Here is a 15,103-nt window from a genome sequence, read left to right as displayed (position 1 = left end):
TATTGTTATCCGGCCTTTTTGAGCGCCGCTTCCGGCTCGAAATCGATATAGTTCCGCTCATTGCGAGCCCAGTCGATGAAGCGCGCGAGACCATCTTCGACATCCACCTCGGAGGTATAACCAAAGGTTTCCCGCGCCTTGGTGATATCCGGGCAGCGACGGTTAGGTTCTCCCGCCGGATAGGTGTCCGGATAGTCGATGCGGGTGAAGGAGGCGCCCGGCAGCAGCTTGGGATACATCTCCGCCAGCTTGATCATCGAGATTTCGTTGTCCGGGTTGCCGATGTTGTAGGCCTCGCCGCACTTGCCCTCAAGCAGCGTCATCAGGAAGCCGTAGATGGCGTCGGTGATGTAGCAGAAGGTGCGCGTCTGCAGGCCGGTGCCGTGGACCGGGATCGTACGGCCATTGAGCGCCTGATAGGTGAACATCGGGATCACGCGGCGGTCGTTGTGACCCATGCCAGGACCAAAGACGTTGAACGGGCGCACGATCTTTGCCGGCACGCCGTGGTGCTCTTTGTAGATCGTGCAGAGCGTCTCGCCCAGGCGTTTGGATTCGTCGTAGCAGGCGCGCGGCCCAACGGTCGAAACGTTGCCGTGGTAATCTTCCTTGATCGGCACCGCGCGGGGGTCGGGATCGCCGTAGATCTCGGAGGAGCTGAAGAACAGGAAGCCCTCGAGGTTTTTGTTGCGTGAAGCCAGGTCCAAGAGGTTGCGGGTGCCATGCACCGCGCTCTCGATGGTCTCGAGCGGATAACGCATGTAGAAAACGGGTGATGCGATGCCCGCAGCCTGGATGATGAAGTCGATATCTTCGCGCACGGGCAGCGGATGGGTCACATCGGCCCAGACCTGCATGATGTTGGGATCGCGCACGATGCTTTCATCGAGGTTCTTGGTGCCGGTGATGTAGTTATCCACCGAGATGACCGAGCAGGGCTTGTCCAGCACGTCGCTATTCAGCTTCTGAAACACCTTGACGAAGTGCTTCCCAAGGAAACCCGCCCCCCCTGCCAGCAGGACAGTCTTCCCGGAAAACCGATGGGCATTAGCACCAAGCCGCTCGACAATACGTTGAATTTCTTTCGACATTTCTTTCCCCATTCCAGTGATCAGGAAGCTATGAGTTCAACAAGCGGAATTGGCATGTAGTAGTCATATGCATTGCTAGTCTTTTTCCGAATGTCGTCGATGTATTCGTAGGCGAAGACCACCAGCACTTCGGGCTGATAGGTCTCAAGTTCAGAGGCAGACACAACCGGGATATGCGCGCCGGGCGAGGTGCGTCCCTGTTTCAGCGGACTGTCATCGATCGTGAAAGGCAGCAGCTCTCTGTCGATGCCACCAAAGTTTGTGATGGTCGAAAGCCGGGCAGGCGCACCGTAGCCTGCCACCTTGACGCCCTCTTCCCGCCAGCGCTTCAAGCCAGCGACCAGCCTGTCGGTCAGATCGCGGCAGCGCTGGCCAAAATCTGTCAGTGCCGCAGTGTTCAGCACCTTCAACTCGGTCGCGATCAGCTCCGCCAACTCCGGGGCCTCGGTGCCGGCCGCCTCGCGCATCAATGTGAACCGAAGGGAGCCGCCATGCTGGGCCACAGGCTCAAGCCCGGTGATCACCATGCCGTGCTTGCCGAACAGCTGCTTCATCGACGAGATCGAGTAGTAGAAGATCCGGTCGAGGTAGAATCGCTCGAACTGCACCTGGCTGATCATGTTGAGGATATACTCGACCTCGATCACCAGCTTGCCGTCTTTCGCCATCAGGATGTCCGCTGCGCGGATGAACTGATCCGGTGCGTCGAGATGCGTGAAGACGCTGCTGGCGACGATCACATCCGCCGGGCCGTGGCTGTCCAGCACCTGCCGTGCCGAGGTTTCCTCGAAGAAGGCGCAGAGCGTTTCCAGCCCCTCGTCATTGGCGAGCTTGGAGACATTGATCGAAGGTTCGACCCCCAGCGCCCGAACTCCGAGACCTTTGAGCGGACGCAGCAACACGCCATCGTTGGAGCCCACGTCGACGACGAATTTCGCTTCCTTCAGTTCCTCGGCGAGCGCCTCGAAATGGCGGACGAGGCCCCCATTGACCGAACTCAGGTAATAATAATCCTCGAACATGAGGGATCGCGGCACCATCTCGCCAAGCTGAACATTCTTGCAGGTCTCGCAAAAGAACACTTCGAGCGGGAAGAATTTCTCTTCCTGCAAATCACTCGGTTTTGGGTATTTGTTCGCGAGGGGCTGGCGCCCCAAATCCAGAAATTTGTTCAAGATCTGTCCGTCGCACAGAGAACAACATTTCAACATTGGGAATCCTTACCGTTCGCTGCGCCATCGTGGGGAGCGTGCGCATCCCGCTGCGTTCCGGCTGCCGCGTTCGAGCTTATCGACGCCAGGCCATCACGCCTTCCGATAGCTATGTTTCTAGAGATTTAAGCTTGTGGGAAGCTTTCGAGCGCCCCATCCAACTCTCGCAATATTTGCGCCTCGCTCGGAACAAAGCGGGACAGAGATCCGCGCAGCCAGGAACGGTCATTGAGATAGTTGGCCATGAAGCCCTGCTTCGTGATTGCAAAACTTGCCGGCGACAGAATGGCTTTTGCGGCAAGAAGGAAGCGATACAGGCCCATGAATACGTCCGTCCAATCCTTGGAGGTGCCGTCGGAGGTCGCATCCGCAGCGAAGTAATTCAAGGGATAGTCGAAGAACATCGCCCTGTTCTTCTCGAGTGCCAGCAGGAAAGGCACGGCATAGAGATGCAGCGTGTCTCGGAAGGCAGCAAGCTTCCCGAGGCTTTCGATGATCAAGCTGCTCCGGTACAGAAGGCCGACATGTCGGGGAACGTGGCCGAGGAAGTGCCGGCGAAACGTTTCCGGCTCGTCCATCAGCTTGGGATTGGTATAGAATGGCGGCGACAGCGTATACGTCAGCTCGGTCGCGAGCATATCTGCCGATCTATATTCGCAATGATTGAACAGAATGGCATCATGCTCCTGCCTGGCAGCGAGTTCGAGCAGATCAAGCGGATTCACCTGACCGCAGCTGAAAACGTCGGCATCGCCTATGCTGAAGATGAAATCGTAATTGCGAGCATGGTCGGCGTAAAAGTGAAACAGGTTGTCGTCGAAGCCTGACCCCTTGTTGGTTACATAGAGATCACAAAGCGGCTCGAGAATGTGTCTGGCGGCGTTGTCGGGATCGGCGTCGGCCACGACTGTCTCGAAGACGACGGGGCCGGTATATTTGCTTCGCAGATCGATGATCTGGGAAAGCAGACGCACCAGCTGGATATCGCGCCTGTACGTTGTTATCAGGAGGCATATTTTCATGATGTTAAAGCTTTCCCGAGTGTTGTCGTAGGCAACTCGACCGGTTCTTCTGGTCCAGGCGTGCATCAGTTCGCTGGTTCCGCGCTCTCAATTTTCGCGCCTATACAGGAAACTTTGATAGGTTTGCTCGAGACCGGTCGTCAGCGGACGGGCATTGTTCCAGCCGAGCTCGCGCAGACGGCGAAGATCGGCAAGTTTGCGCGGCGTCCCATCCGGCCTCGTGGTGTCGAAGGTGAGCGAACCATCGAAGCCAATCGTCTTGCTCACGAGACGGGCAAGCTCGGCAATCGACAATTCCTCACCGGAACCGATATTGATTGGCACCGGGCCGGAGTAATTGCGCAGCAGGAAGATGACAGCGTCGGCAAGGTCATCCACATGCAGGAATTCCCGCAACGGCGTACCGCTGCCCCAGATCGTCAGGGATTCCGCACCATTCACCTTGGCTTCGTGAGCCTTGCGGATCAGGGCCGGTAGAACGTGGCTTGTCTCGAGGTCGTAATTGTCGCCGGGTCCGTAGAGATTGGTGGGCTGAGCCGATATGAAATCGCGACCCTGCTCCTGACGATAGGCCTGGCAAAGCTTGATGCCGGCAATCTTGGCGATGGCGTACCACTCGTTGGTCTTTTCAAGCGGACCAGTGAGCAAGGATTCCTCGCGGATCGGCTGTTCGGCGTCGCGCGGGTAAATGCAGGTGGAACCGAGGAGAAGGAGCTTGCTCACGTCAGCACGAGCAGCCGCTTCGATGATATTCGCCTCGATCATGAGGTTGTCATAGAGAAAGGCAACCGGTGAGGCGCTGTTGGCGGAGATGCCGCCAACCCGCGCTGCGGCGACGATGACGGCATCCGGCTTGTTGTCCTGCAGCCAGCGTCGCGTCGCGGCCTGATCGGTGAGATCGACGTCACTGCGAGGTGTTGTCAGTACCTCGCAGTTCAGCTGCGAGAGCACCCGGACCAGGGCCGAACCGACCATACCGCGATGGCCGGCGACCCAGATCCGTTTTCCCTCTATCTGAAAAGCCGGGTTCATCCGTCAGTCCTTGTCTCGCTGATGAACCGCGCTTTGAGCCGTATTCGTCATGTGTCTTCGCTCTTAGCAGGGACGGGCAACAGAGGCGAAGGCGTCGGCCACGCGCGCAATGTCGGCTTCATTTAGATTATGGTGGTTCGGCAGATAGATGCCGTAGTCGTGCACCTTGTCAGCATTCGGGAGCGACAACCGTGGATGGTCACGGAGCCAGAAGGGATGGCGCGCGATGTTGCCGCAGATCAGCGGCCGGCATTCGATGTCGAGCGCGTTGATATGTTTGTAGGTTTCGAGCCGGTTCTCAATGAAGGTGCCGTAGGCGAAGGACGACAGAACCTCGGTATCCCCCGACTGGGAGAAGAAGTCCGGCAGCGCCTTGCGGTAAAGGTCGAAATTGATACGGCGACGCTCGACGATCTGATCGAGCTTCCTGAGCTGCGACCGGCCGAGGAATGCCTGGAGGTCCGTGGAGCGCAGGTTATAGCCGGCATGGTAGAAGGTGTAGAGGTTCTTGAACTCATCGACCCCGTTCTGTTCCGCCAGAGATTGGCGCAGCTCCGGCTTGAGATCGCGGCTCCAGCCGTGCGAGCGCAGGGAAAGCATAAGCTGGTGCAGATCGGGATCGTCGGTGACGACCATGCCGCCCTCGATCGTCGAGATGTGATGGCCATAATAGAAGGAGAAGCTGCCTGCCGTGCCGATCGTGCCGAGCTTGCGGCCCTTGTAGGTCGAGCCGAGCGCCTCGCAGGAATCTTCCAGCAGGATGACGTCGTAACGCTGGCAGATGTCCCTGACAGCATCCATGTCACCGGCGTGGCCGAGAACGTGGACCAGGATCAGCAGCGCCGGCGGATCCGTGCGGCAAAGGTCTTCCAGATGGTTGAGATCGATACCCAGAGACTTCGAATCGCAATCGCAGAGACGCACATCGAAACCGAGCTGGAGCAGCGGCGAAACGGTGGTGACCCAGCTGACGCCGGCGGCAATCGCCTTGTTATTGCGCAGGCGGCCCGCTTCCTTGAGCGCGGCGATCATCAGGAGGTTCGCCGACGAGCCGGAGTTGACATAAACTGCGTGACGGCAGTTCATCCAGACAGCGAATTCCTGCTCGAAGGCGAGTGTCTGCTCAGCCTTGGTCAGGCGGTTGCCGGCGAGCATCCATTCGGAGAGCGCCTCGAGCTCACCCTGGTCGATGGTTTCCTCTGCGAGGCGGATTGGACGATCTTGAGTAACTAAGCGGATTGGACGCCCTACGGTCATTACGATGCCTCCCTGATACGCACAGCGCGCATCACTTTCATTTCGAGATAGTGGCGGGTAACTTCTGCGTAAGCGGCGCGCAGTCGCGCGGTCTTCTCGCCGGACGCGAAGGCGTCGATGGTGATCGAACCCTCGTGGAAGCGGAAGAAGGCAAGCGGTTCACGCACGTAGCCGATCGCTGGATAGCGCAGCATTGAAAGCAGCGAGACGAAAGCATCCGGGCCGACGCCGCGATATTCGTTGATCTGAAGCGGCAATCGCCCGGGATAGAGCGCGTCGATCAGAATTTGCCGGCGATAGAGCGCTGCGCCGGGCGAAATCAGCGAGCCGAGAATCTGTCTCTCCAACGCATCGACCGGATAGGTGCCAGTCGCGGGCAACCAGTCCATAAATTGGCGAAGTTTGGTGGGCAGGCCTGGGCCATCCATAACGTCGGCGCCGGTAAAGGCGAAGCCGGTTTCCGGAGTGATGACGGCAAGGCACGCCTCGATGAAGGTCGGTGCGATCCAATCGTCGTCATATTGCAGGTGGACGAATTCTCCGGTGGTGTGGAGTGCGCCTTCAAGCCAGCAGAAATGCGGCCCGAAATCACGCTCACGGCGGATGTAGAGGATGCGGTCGCCATAAGCCTCGGCCACCTTCGGCGTATCGTCGGTCGACCCGTGATCGACGACGATAACCTCGCACGCCTTCGTTTGGTTCAGGGCGCTGTCGATGGCGACAGGCAACATCCCTGCCCTGTTAAAGGTCGGAATGACGATGGAAACAGTCTCAGACATCAAAGTCTCCTAATAATTGTCTAAGCCGTGAGATATCGGCGACGAGCGTGTCCGAGCCGCCGGTCGCCCTGATATCGAGGGGCTGTGAGCTGAAACCCTGAACGAAATCGCGGATGGTTGTGCCACGGCCGGAGCCGACATTGACCGGCCCCGTTGCGGAGGAAAGGGCGAGGCGCACGACAAGCTCTGCCGCATCCTCAGCCGGCAGAAAATCCCTGACGCTGTCACCGCCCGGAAGCATGAAGGGTCGGCTCAGGTCCTCTTCTGCCAGCCGACGCTCGATGGACGGCCGAAGGAACGAACCGGTTTGCGCTGGATCGTGAATCGAGAAAACACGTGCCGCACAGAAAGCGCGGCCGGATGCCTCGCAAATGTCGGCCGCAACGCTCTCGCCGACCCATTTTGTCCTTCCGTAGAAGGAAGGTGGCGCCTTTTCGGCATCCTCAGCTATCGGCAGGTCCGACGGCGCATAGATATGGCTCGATGAGCAGTAGAGGAACGTTGCCGGGTGCGCCTCGAGCGCCGAGAGAAGATTGATCGTACCGCCGACATTCACGGCATAGGCACGGGCAGGATCTGCCTTGACCGATGCCACCGGCACCAAAGCTGCCAGATGAACAACCTTATCGATCGGCTGAAGGGCAGAGATCGCGGCTCGCAACGCATCGATATCCGTGAGGTCCGCCTTATTGGCGATCACATCGGCGCCTGGCGCAAATTGGGCGAAATGCCTGATAACGTGCCTGCCCAGAATGCCGCCCGCCCCGGTTACCAGGACCCGCATGGACGCACCTCTCGATGAACTGCGCACCCTGCCGGGAGCCTTCGGCTGGCAGAGGTCAGGTCGCGCTTTTGCTGCATCCAATTTCCTTATTTCCCGCTGGGGCGCGTCCCTTCGCGACACAACGAACACGTTAAAAAGCCGACTTCAGATGACCGGGTGGCCGCCCCCAGGATTTCCAACCACGGCAATTGACGCGAATGCCCGGCTCATGCCATCTCCTTCATGGTTAACACCAATGCCGCCTCTGCCATGCGCGAACCTTGCGCGAAAGGAATTGCCTGAGATGCATTTTATTAAAGCAAGGACGCAGAGTGATCATGGGACCGCGCTGGTGACGGTGTTCTGCGCGGTGTGGCACCGCCAGAACAACAAGCTGGACCTACTGAAGTCGCACTACATCAACCTGCGCCAGCAAAGTGTCGACGTGCGCATCATCTATATTTTCGACAATGGTGATATGCCGCCCGAATGGCTGGATGCGGACTGTTACGTCTTCTCTCAACCACTCTCGATCTATGAGGCCTGGTCTGCAGCGGTGGCATTGAGCAATTCATTGTTCGTGATGAACCTGAATATGGACGACCGCCTGGCCACAAATGCGGTCGAACTCCTGGTCGGAGCGGCGTGCGCTTCTTCTGCTGGAATGGTTGGAGGCGAGTGGCTGGTCTGCTTTGACAATTCCCATCTGGATGAGCCTTTCAAAGCGCCGATACTGACGGCATCCGAATTTGCGCCGGACTGGCCTCCGAGGCCACGTGAACGCCTGAGGCTTGGATCGGGCACGGGCGAGCGCGGCACTTTTGGTCCGGCCACGCTGTGGAGCCCGAAGATGGTCGGGAAATATTATCCGAGCTATTTTGGCGACGGATCCCCGATCAGATCGGTCGGCGATGCGCTGTTCTGGCATGTATTCCAGCAAAAGAATCTCAAAACCATTCGCCTGCCACTGCTGATCGGGAAATATTTCTCTTCACCGTCCGATCAGGCGGAATTCCGGGCAAATCAGGATAATGAGCTGTATCAACGATACGGCCTCTCCAGTCTGTCCTTCGCCGACCGCATCGTTGGTGGCGAGGTACCGCAATTGGCATTTCGGCCCGCTGGCTAAGGTGTAGTGCCGCAGGAAGATTGCTCGCAATCGCCGTCAAGTCGCTGAACGATTATGACGCGGTCAGGATCTTCGGACACAATCGCAACGCAGAAACCGCCCGGCTTTCAGCGCACCGGCTGGTAGTGGCCGCGCAGCGGCACGCGGCTATCCATCGAAATCACGCCGTCGCGTTCGCAGACATACATCAGCGTGGGCATGCCGCCGGAGCGGAAGATCTCGTCGTAGCGGCGGCGAATCTGCACCGTTTCGGTGTGACAGTCATAGGATTCTTCCACCTTCTTGTCTGGCCGCGCCTTCACGCCCGGAAGATCCTTGTAGGGATAGAGCGGCTGCACGGCCTGCTTACCGGAATTCTGCCAGTCTATGGCAGACGCGGGCGCAGCGGACGCGCCGGCAACAAGCGACAGCAGGACAATCGCAGCGAACCGCATCATAACCTCTTTCATGGGCACACTTCTTACGGTGCCCATGTTCTGGATGTAGGAAGATTGGAGGCTGCCATCAAGCGGACGCGCGGATGGGCTTGCGGAAATAGCTTCTGATGGCCGGATGAGAAAAGAGGCCGGCGAGGATCGCAAAACCGGCGCCGACAGCAAAGCCTGCAAGCAAGCCACCGATCATGCCAGCGACCATGATGACTTTCTTGCTCGGCCCATCTGCCTTCACGGGAACTTCTGCGGGGGAGACGACGCGGATATTGCTCTGGCTGAGGTTCTGCTCTTCGCTGGTCTCGCCGGAACGCTTCAGAACTGATTCGTAGAGTTCGCGGGCGGCCGTCGCCTTGCGCTGCAGCTCGTTCAACTGCACCTGCTTGTCCGAGGTCGTGGCCTGCAGGGCTTTCTGCACCGCCAGCTCCTTGGCGATATCGTCCTCGGCCTTCTTCGCCTGTTCGTATTCTGCCCTTGCCGAAGTCGCGACGCGCTGGAGTTCGTCTTTGATTTCCGCTCCGATGCTACCCAGCGAAGAGCGCGCAGCCTGAAGGCGCGGATGGCGCGAACCCATCTGGCTCTGCAGGCTGCCGACGACTGCGGCCTGGGCGGCGTATTGCTGCCGCAGGCTGACGAGCGGTGATGTACCCGTGGCGCCATCCGTCTGGCTGCCTGCGACGACATCTTCGACCCGCAGATTTGCAGCGGCCTCGGCGCGGGCCTTGGCCTGAATGGTCTTTTCCTGGGCGGTAACGAGCAGCGTATTCAGGGACGAAAGACGCTGGTCGGAGATCAGATTGCCCTCGGTCGCCGCCATGTCGTTGTCGGCGCGGAAGGTTTCGACCGCCTGCTCTGCTTCCTGCACTTTCCGGCGCAGATCGTCGAGGCGGCCGTCGAGTGCTGACGAGGTGGTTTCGTAAAGACCGGTCGATGCGCTGCTTTCCTCCTGCATGAAGGAGGTGACGACCTGATTGGCGAGCTTTGCGGACTTTTCCGGGTCGCGCGTCGTTGCGGCGAGCGAGACGACGTAAGTATTGTTCTCGCGCGTGATCAGCAGAGCCTTCTGAAGAGTGCCGATGATGGCAGCACCGTCTGTCCTGCCACCGGTGAATTCCGGATCCTGATCGAGCTTCATAGCATCGGCTACGCGGCGCAATACGTTGCCCGAGGTCAGCAGTTGAACCTGGCTGTCGATCAGCGTCGAAATCATTTCCGGCGACGGGGCCGCATTCTGTGAGCCGCTGTCGGCAAGACCGACCTGACGTGGATCGAAATAGAGCGCGGCAACGGCGGTGAATTTCTGCGGGATACGAGGCGCGATCACCGCGCCGGCAGCGGCACCGACGAGGCAAAGACCGGCAATAATCAGGCGCCGGCTCCAGACGGCGGCAACCGCAGATCTGATATCCAGCAAGGGTCCGGCGACAACAGATGCCTGCTCGACCAAGGGTTCCGGCCTTGAAACGGTTTCGGGTACGGCAGGAATATCGCCGCGGAGCGGCCCGCCAGGGCGGCTTTCCGAAGCTGCCGGGCGAACCGGAGGCGGAGCGGGCTCGGGAGGCGGTGGGGGCGGAACGAAATCTGTCGGCCGGATGATCGGGCTGCGCGCACGAGTGCCTTCAGGCGCAGGCTGAGACGACTCATAACTGCGCCAGGCAGGCAAGCGGCTCACCCTGTTCTCGTCATATTGTTTCATAACACCGCATCCGCCCGGCGAGAAAGCATGGCCAAGCAGGAGCGACTTTAGAAATTCTTAGCTAACGGACCGTTAAGATGCAGGCATCGAAGCCGACGTGGCGACCTGCCGCGACCCCGCGAGGATAGCCATGAGACGGAAAAGACTGCTGCACGGGCTGCTGGTTGCCGCCGTTACGGCCGTTTCGTCCATCGCTCATGCCACCGAGGCACCGCTTTGCTATTACGGGGTCAATCTCTCCGGCGGCGAATATGGCGAACGCGGTGGCGTCTACGGCACGAACTACACCTACCCGACCGAAGAAACGATCAGCTATTTCGCGAAGAAAGGCATGACGATCATCCGCCTGCCCTTCCGCTGGGAGCGGCTTCAGCCGAAACTTGGTGCACGGCTCGACGATGATGAACTGCAGCGCTTGAAGGATACGGTCGCGCTGGTTCGCAAGCACAAGATGAGTGTGCTGCTCGATCCGCATAATTTCGGCTATTACGACAAGGATCAGATCGGCAAGCCGCCGGCGACGAATGCAGCCTTCGCCGATTTTTGGGCTCGGCTTTCCGTCGAATTTGCCAATCACGATGGCGTGCTCTTCGGGCTGATGAACGAGCCGCATGACATTCCCGCGGCCGATTGGCTGAAAGCCGCCAATGCTGCGATCCGCGGCATTCGGGCGGTCGGCGCACGCAATCTCATCCTCGTTCCCGGTACGGCCTGGAGCGGAGCTGCAAGCTGGGAAACCGATGTGATCGGCGGCGCGAACGGAACCATCATGCTCGGCGTGCGTGATCCGCTCGATTTCTACGCCTATGAATTTCATCAGTATCTCGATGCGGATTCTTCGGGCACGCACGAGACCTGCGAGGGCGCAAAGGCCGCGACCGATGCCATCACCAACGTGACGAGTTGGCTAAAGAAGAACGGCAAACGCGGCTTCCTCGGTGAATTCGGCGCGTCTGCCAATGCAGATTGCCTCGATGGCCTGAAGACGATGCTCACCACGATGTCCGACAATAGCGATGCGTGGATCGGTTTCTCCTACTGGGCGGCTGGAGAATGGTGGCCGGCCACCGAACCGTTCAACGTACAGCCGCGTGACACGCCCGAGCGCCCGCAAATGCGTCTGCTTGAGCAGATGGTACCCAAACATGCGCCCGACTGCGCGGCGGTAAAGCCGACGGGGAAGTGACATGGTAGCAGTCGGAGAGACAGGCACGAGATTCGAAACGGTTGCTGATACGGCCAGCCCGGCTTCGCGTCTCGATTATCCTGTTCTAATCCTCGGGCTGCTCTCAGTTCTCTATAACGGCATCCTGGCCTTCATAAATCACAACGTCATGCCGCTTTCGATGACGCATGTGGCGGCCAGCGAAGGCCTGATCATGGCAAGCGCAATCATCTACATCCTGCACAAGGGGATTTATGAGGAAGACCTTCCAGCCTTCCTGTTCATGCTCTTCACGCTGATCGTGACGATCTATGTCAGCGCGATCAACCGCATGGCCTTTATCGATCATCTCCGCAACGTCCTGATCATCTTCTGCTTCACGGGGCTTGGCGGCTGGTGCAACGAGCGGACGCTCAAACTGATCTTCCGGGTGGCCTGTTTCATGGTGCTGCTGTTCCTGATCTTCGAGATCATCAGCGTGCCCTTCTATGTCAGTATCGTGCATCCCTCGGACTATTTCGCAAACACGCGCGGGCTAAAGCCGCTCAGCTTCAACACGACCGGCCTGTTTCAGAATGCGCTCGGTTTTCCCGGCCGATTCTCCTTCGGCATCATCGACCACCGTTCCTCGTCGATCTTCCTGGAGCAGGTGTCGCTTGCCAATTTCTGCGGCGTGATCGCCATCTACCTTATTTCGATGTGGGACCGGCTGACGCGGCTCGACCGGGCGCTCGCCATTGCGACAGCGCTGCTGATCCTGACGACCAACGATACCCGCACGATGCTCATCTTCTGCATCTGCTGTATCGGCGGTTACTTCGTCTTTCCGAAAATCCCCAAGGCCTTCAATCTGGCGCTGATGCCGCTCATCGTTTGCGCCGGCTTCCTCGTCTACATAAAGGACCCCAATGCGATCGGCGACAATTTCACCGGGCGCATCAATCTGACGATGAAGAAGCTGATGGATCTCGATCCGCTGGCGATCCTCGGGCTTTCGGTCGATAAAGTCGCCGAATTCGCCGACAGCGGCTACGTCTATCTCGTCTACGGCGCCACGGTCTTCGGAGTCATCGCCTTCTGGCTGTTCGTCTGTCTGTTTCCCGCGGGCACCAGCCCGGCGCAGAAGCGCTGCGCCCATTCACTTTCTCTTTTCATTTTTCTGAATATGATGATCGGGGGAACGGCAATCTTCTCGATGAAGATCGCCGGCCTTCTCTGGCTTGTCATCGGGTTCATGCGTTTCCGCGACACGCCACGCATCCGGCAGGATCGTCCGGCAAATGTACTGAGTTGACGAAGCGGCCTGCCGAGGGCCGATCCGCAAAGCCTGTGGGAGCAAGACATCAGATGCTTGTCCAGCTGCAATATCTGCGTGCCATCGCGGCGCTGATGGTCGTTTTTTTCCATGCCATTCTGCAGCTTGCCAAGGTCAATCCCGCCATCGACGCGACCTCGTTCATTTATGGCGAAACGGGTGTCGATATCTTCTTCGTGCTCAGCGGCTTCGTGATGTGGCTGACGACAAGCGGACGAAACATGACGCCGGCCGATTTCGCCCGCAAGCGCGCCAAGAGGATCGTGCCGCTCTACTGGCTGGCGACGCTATTTTCGGCGGCTGTCGCGCTTATCGCACCGTCGCTTCTCAAGTCTACCGCTTTCGATCTGCCGCATCTCATGGCCTCGATGCTGTTCCTGCCGTGGATCAATCCGGTCGACCCGACGATGATCGCTCCCGTCATCGTGCCCGGCTGGACGCTGAACTATGAGATGTTCTTCTATTTCGTCTTCGCGCTGCTATTGCCGATCCGCGAGGACTATCGGCTGCCTGCTCTGTTCGGCGCCTTCGCAACCATCCTGATCGTCTGCCATTTGCTGCCGGAAACGACCGCCACCAAATTCTACGGCCAACCCATCATCCTGGAATTCCTGGCCGGTGCGACGCTCGGCTGGCTCTATGGCCAGAAGCTGCTGCTGCCGCAGCACTGGGCCTGGGTTTTGCTTGCCGTCGGTTTCGCCTTCCTCTTCATCAACGAGGATCTGGTGCGGCCCGAGGATCGTTATTATGCATGGGGCATACCGGCAGTCTTCATCGTCTATAGCGCTGTTTCGATCGATTTTTCGAAACTTCCCTTTGTCCGCTGGCTCAACTATCTCGGCGACGCCTCCTACGAGATCTACATCACGCATGCCTTCACACTGGCGTTTCTCCGGATCATCGCCAATCATTTCCCGATCGGCGTGCTTCAGCAGCCTGTCATCTTCGTGATCCTATGCCTCGTGCTCTCTTCCATCGTGGGAGCGATCATTCACGAAATCATCACCCCACGCAGAAAAGTCCGGATCGCCAGCCGGCCAGCCACCTGACCTCAAACTATCAGAAGGCGAGGACGGGATTTCGAACGGCGCAGGCAGAACGGAGTTCTGCGTGGCGTGTCATAAGCTTGCGGTCATGAAAGCAAATGCCACAGGCATGAAGGTTCGGCTTGCAATTTATTGCAGAAATGAAAGCTTGCCGGCCTGTTCGAGGCTGCGGCTTTGATCTAAGCACGGCCGGCGGCTGGAGAGAGGGAAGAGGACATGACGGACTATGTATTGACGGTAACCTGCAAGTCGACGCGCGGCGTCGTGGCGGCGATTTCGACCTACCTCGCCGAAAAGGGTTGCAACATCATCGATAGTTCGCAGTTCGACGACCTCGATACCGGCAAGTTCTTCATGCGCGTCAGCTTCATTTCGGAAGAGGGTGTGTCGCTTGCCGAGATCCGCGAAGGCTTCAAACCGATCTACGAGAAGTTCGGCATGGACGCGGAAGTACATGACGGGAGCGAGCGCCTGAAGGTGCTTCTGATGGTCTCCCGCTTCGGCCACTGTCTCAACGACCTGCTCTACCGCTGGAAGATCGGCGCGCTGCCGATCGATATCGTCGGCGTCGTCTCCAACCATTTCGAATACCAGAAGGTTGTGGTCAACCACGACATTCCCTTCCACCACATCAAGGTGACGAAGGAAAATAAGCCGCAGGCCGAAGCCCAGATCCTCGACATCGTCGAGCAGACGGGCACCGAACTCATCGTGCTTGCTCGCTACATGCAGGTTCTCTCCGATGCCATGTGCAAGAAGATGTCAGGCCGCATCATCAACATCCACCACTCCTTCTTGCCGAGCTTCAAGGGCGCCAACCCCTACAAGCAGGCCTATGAGCGCGGCGTAAAGCTGATCGGTGCCACGGCGCATTACGTGACGGCCGATCTCGACGAAGGCCCGATCATCGAGCAGGACACGGCTCGCATTACCCATGCACAAAGCGCCGAAGACTATGTCTCGATCGGCCGCGATGTCGAAAGCCAGGTACTCGCGCGCGCCATCCATGCGCATATCCACCGCCGCGTCTTCCTCAACGGCAACCGCACGATCGTCTTCCCCGCCAGCCCTGGAAGCTATGCCTCCGAACGCATGGGTTGAACCAAGGACCCACTCCTTCCAATCCTCGGCTGGCACAATCTTCCGTTGCTTGTCGGCAAGTGCTT

14 protein-coding genes are annotated in these 15,103 nt (G+C 58.7%); 5 read left to right on the top strand and 9 right to left on the bottom strand.

Going from position 1 to position 15,103, the window contains the following annotated elements:
- Positions 1–5: 5 nt before the first annotated feature.
- The 7 genes from FHX06_RS16180 to FHX06_RS16150 all read right to left on the bottom strand — a co-directional run bounded on the left by FHX06_RS16180 (position 6) and on the right by FHX06_RS16150 (position 7,176).
- Entirely contained in the window at positions 6–1,091 is a 1,086-nt protein-coding gene (locus FHX06_RS16180; protein WP_246715574.1) for an NAD-dependent epimerase/dehydratase family protein, read from the bottom strand.
- A 20-nt stretch (positions 1,092–1,111) separates the two neighbouring features.
- Positions 1,112–2,302: a class I SAM-dependent methyltransferase gene (locus FHX06_RS16175; protein WP_113211229.1), complete on the bottom strand. Its 1,191-nt coding sequence runs from the start codon at positions 2,300–2,302 to the stop codon at positions 1,112–1,114.
- A 125-nt stretch (positions 2,303–2,427) separates the two neighbouring features.
- The gene (locus tag FHX06_RS16170; RefSeq protein ID WP_113211228.1) at positions 2,428–3,324 is read right to left on the bottom strand and encodes a hypothetical protein; all 897 of its coding nucleotides are present in this window, start codon (positions 3,322–3,324) and stop codon (positions 2,428–2,430) included.
- Positions 3,325–3,411: 87 nt separating this feature from the next.
- Positions 3,412–4,356, bottom strand: coding sequence for a GDP-L-fucose synthase family protein (locus tag FHX06_RS16165; RefSeq protein WP_113211227.1), 945 nt, complete (start codon positions 4,354–4,356; stop codon positions 3,412–3,414).
- A 63-nt stretch (positions 4,357–4,419) separates the two neighbouring features.
- Positions 4,420–5,613, bottom strand: coding sequence for a DegT/DnrJ/EryC1/StrS family aminotransferase (locus FHX06_RS16160; protein ID WP_183880022.1), 1,194 nt, complete (start codon positions 5,611–5,613; stop codon positions 4,420–4,422).
- On the bottom strand, positions 5,613–6,392 hold the full coding sequence (locus FHX06_RS16155; protein WP_113211225.1) for a glycosyltransferase family 2 protein: 780 nt from the start codon (positions 6,390–6,392) through the stop codon (positions 5,613–5,615). Before FHX06_RS16155 ends, FHX06_RS16160 begins: the two co-directional genes overlap by 1 nt.
- The gene (locus FHX06_RS16150) at positions 6,385–7,176 is read right to left on the bottom strand and encodes an NAD-dependent epimerase/dehydratase family protein (protein WP_113146799.1); all 792 of its coding nucleotides are present in this window, start codon (positions 7,174–7,176) and stop codon (positions 6,385–6,387) included. Before FHX06_RS16150 ends, FHX06_RS16155 begins: the two co-directional genes overlap by 8 nt.
- Between FHX06_RS16150 and FHX06_RS16145 the strand changes: the two genes are divergently transcribed.
- Entirely contained in the window at positions 7,175–8,284 is a 1,110-nt protein-coding gene (locus FHX06_RS16145; protein WP_246715572.1) for a glycosyltransferase family 2 protein, read from the top strand. The two genes, FHX06_RS16150 and FHX06_RS16145, sit on opposite strands and share 2 nt — an antisense overlap.
- A gap of 107 nt (positions 8,285–8,391) precedes the next feature.
- Here the strand turns inward: FHX06_RS16145 and FHX06_RS16140 are convergent, their stop codons facing one another.
- Complete coding sequence (locus FHX06_RS16140) at positions 8,392–8,718, bottom strand: hypothetical protein (RefSeq protein ID WP_113211465.1); 327 nt, start codon at positions 8,716–8,718, stop codon at positions 8,392–8,394.
- Positions 8,719–8,788: 70 nt separating this feature from the next.
- Positions 8,789–10,411, bottom strand: a complete 1,623-nt coding sequence (locus FHX06_RS16135; RefSeq protein WP_183880021.1) for a GumC family protein — start codon at positions 10,409–10,411, stop codon at positions 8,789–8,791.
- Positions 10,412–10,541: 130 nt separating this feature from the next.
- On the opposite strand from FHX06_RS16135, the gene FHX06_RS16130 reads away from it, so the two are divergent.
- The 4 genes from FHX06_RS16130 (at position 10,542) to purU (ending at position 15,038) form a co-directional block, all read left to right on the top strand.
- Positions 10,542–11,597, top strand: coding sequence for a glycoside hydrolase family 5 protein (locus tag FHX06_RS16130; protein ID WP_113211223.1), 1,056 nt, complete (start codon positions 10,542–10,544; stop codon positions 11,595–11,597).
- A 1-nt stretch (position 11,598) separates the two neighbouring features.
- The gene (locus FHX06_RS16125; protein WP_113211222.1) at positions 11,599–12,870 is read left to right on the top strand and encodes a hypothetical protein; all 1,272 of its coding nucleotides are present in this window, start codon (positions 11,599–11,601) and stop codon (positions 12,868–12,870) included.
- A gap of 53 nt (positions 12,871–12,923) precedes the next feature.
- On the top strand, positions 12,924–13,940 hold the full coding sequence (locus FHX06_RS16120; protein ID WP_113211221.1) for an acyltransferase family protein: 1,017 nt from the start codon (positions 12,924–12,926) through the stop codon (positions 13,938–13,940).
- Positions 13,941–14,153: 213 nt separating this feature from the next.
- Positions 14,154–15,038: a formyltetrahydrofolate deformylase gene (gene purU, locus FHX06_RS16115; RefSeq protein ID WP_112542755.1), complete on the top strand. Its 885-nt coding sequence runs from the start codon at positions 14,154–14,156 to the stop codon at positions 15,036–15,038.
- Positions 15,039–15,103: the final 65 nt, after the last annotated feature.

The organism is Rhizobium sp. BK512 (assembly GCF_014194915.1).
Lineage (GTDB): Bacteria > Pseudomonadota > Alphaproteobacteria > Rhizobiales > Rhizobiaceae > Rhizobium.
Note: the sequence above shows the minus strand (reverse complement) of the source record. Positions and strands in the feature narration are given on the sequence as shown.

Coding starts and splice junctions, on each gene's coding strand:
- FHX06_RS16180 (WP_246715574.1), bottom strand. CDS start 1,091: ATGTCGAAAGAAATTCAACGTATTGTCGAGCGGCTTGGTGCTAATGCC.
- FHX06_RS16175 (WP_113211229.1), bottom strand. CDS start 2,302: ATGTTGAAATGTTGTTCTCTGTGCGACGGACAGATCTTGAACAAATTT.
- FHX06_RS16170 (WP_113211228.1), bottom strand. CDS start 3,324: ATGAAAATATGCCTCCTGATAACAACGTACAGGCGCGATATCCAGCTG.
- FHX06_RS16165 (WP_113211227.1), bottom strand. CDS start 4,356: ATGAACCCGGCTTTTCAGATAGAGGGAAAACGGATCTGGGTCGCCGGC.
- FHX06_RS16160 (WP_183880022.1), bottom strand. CDS start 5,613: ATGACCGTAGGGCGTCCAATCCGCTTAGTTACTCAAGATCGTCCAATC.
- FHX06_RS16155 (WP_113211225.1), bottom strand. CDS start 6,392: ATGTCTGAGACTGTTTCCATCGTCATTCCGACCTTTAACAGGGCAGGG.
- FHX06_RS16145 (WP_246715572.1), top strand. CDS start 7,175: ATGGACGCACCTCTCGATGAACTGCGCACCCTGCCGGGAGCCTTCGGC.
- FHX06_RS16150 (WP_113146799.1), bottom strand. CDS start 7,176: ATGCGGGTCCTGGTAACCGGGGCGGGCGGCATTCTGGGCAGGCACGTT.
- FHX06_RS16140 (WP_113211465.1), bottom strand. CDS start 8,718: ATGCGGTTCGCTGCGATTGTCCTGCTGTCGCTTGTTGCCGGCGCGTCC.
- FHX06_RS16135 (WP_183880021.1), bottom strand. CDS start 10,411: ATGAAACAATATGACGAGAACAGGGTGAGCCGCTTGCCTGCCTGGCGC.
- FHX06_RS16130 (WP_113211223.1), top strand. CDS start 10,542: ATGAGACGGAAAAGACTGCTGCACGGGCTGCTGGTTGCCGCCGTTACG.
- FHX06_RS16125 (WP_113211222.1), top strand. CDS start 11,599: ATGGTAGCAGTCGGAGAGACAGGCACGAGATTCGAAACGGTTGCTGAT.
- FHX06_RS16120 (WP_113211221.1), top strand. CDS start 12,924: ATGCTTGTCCAGCTGCAATATCTGCGTGCCATCGCGGCGCTGATGGTC.
- purU (WP_112542755.1), top strand. CDS start 14,154: ATGACGGACTATGTATTGACGGTAACCTGCAAGTCGACGCGCGGCGTC.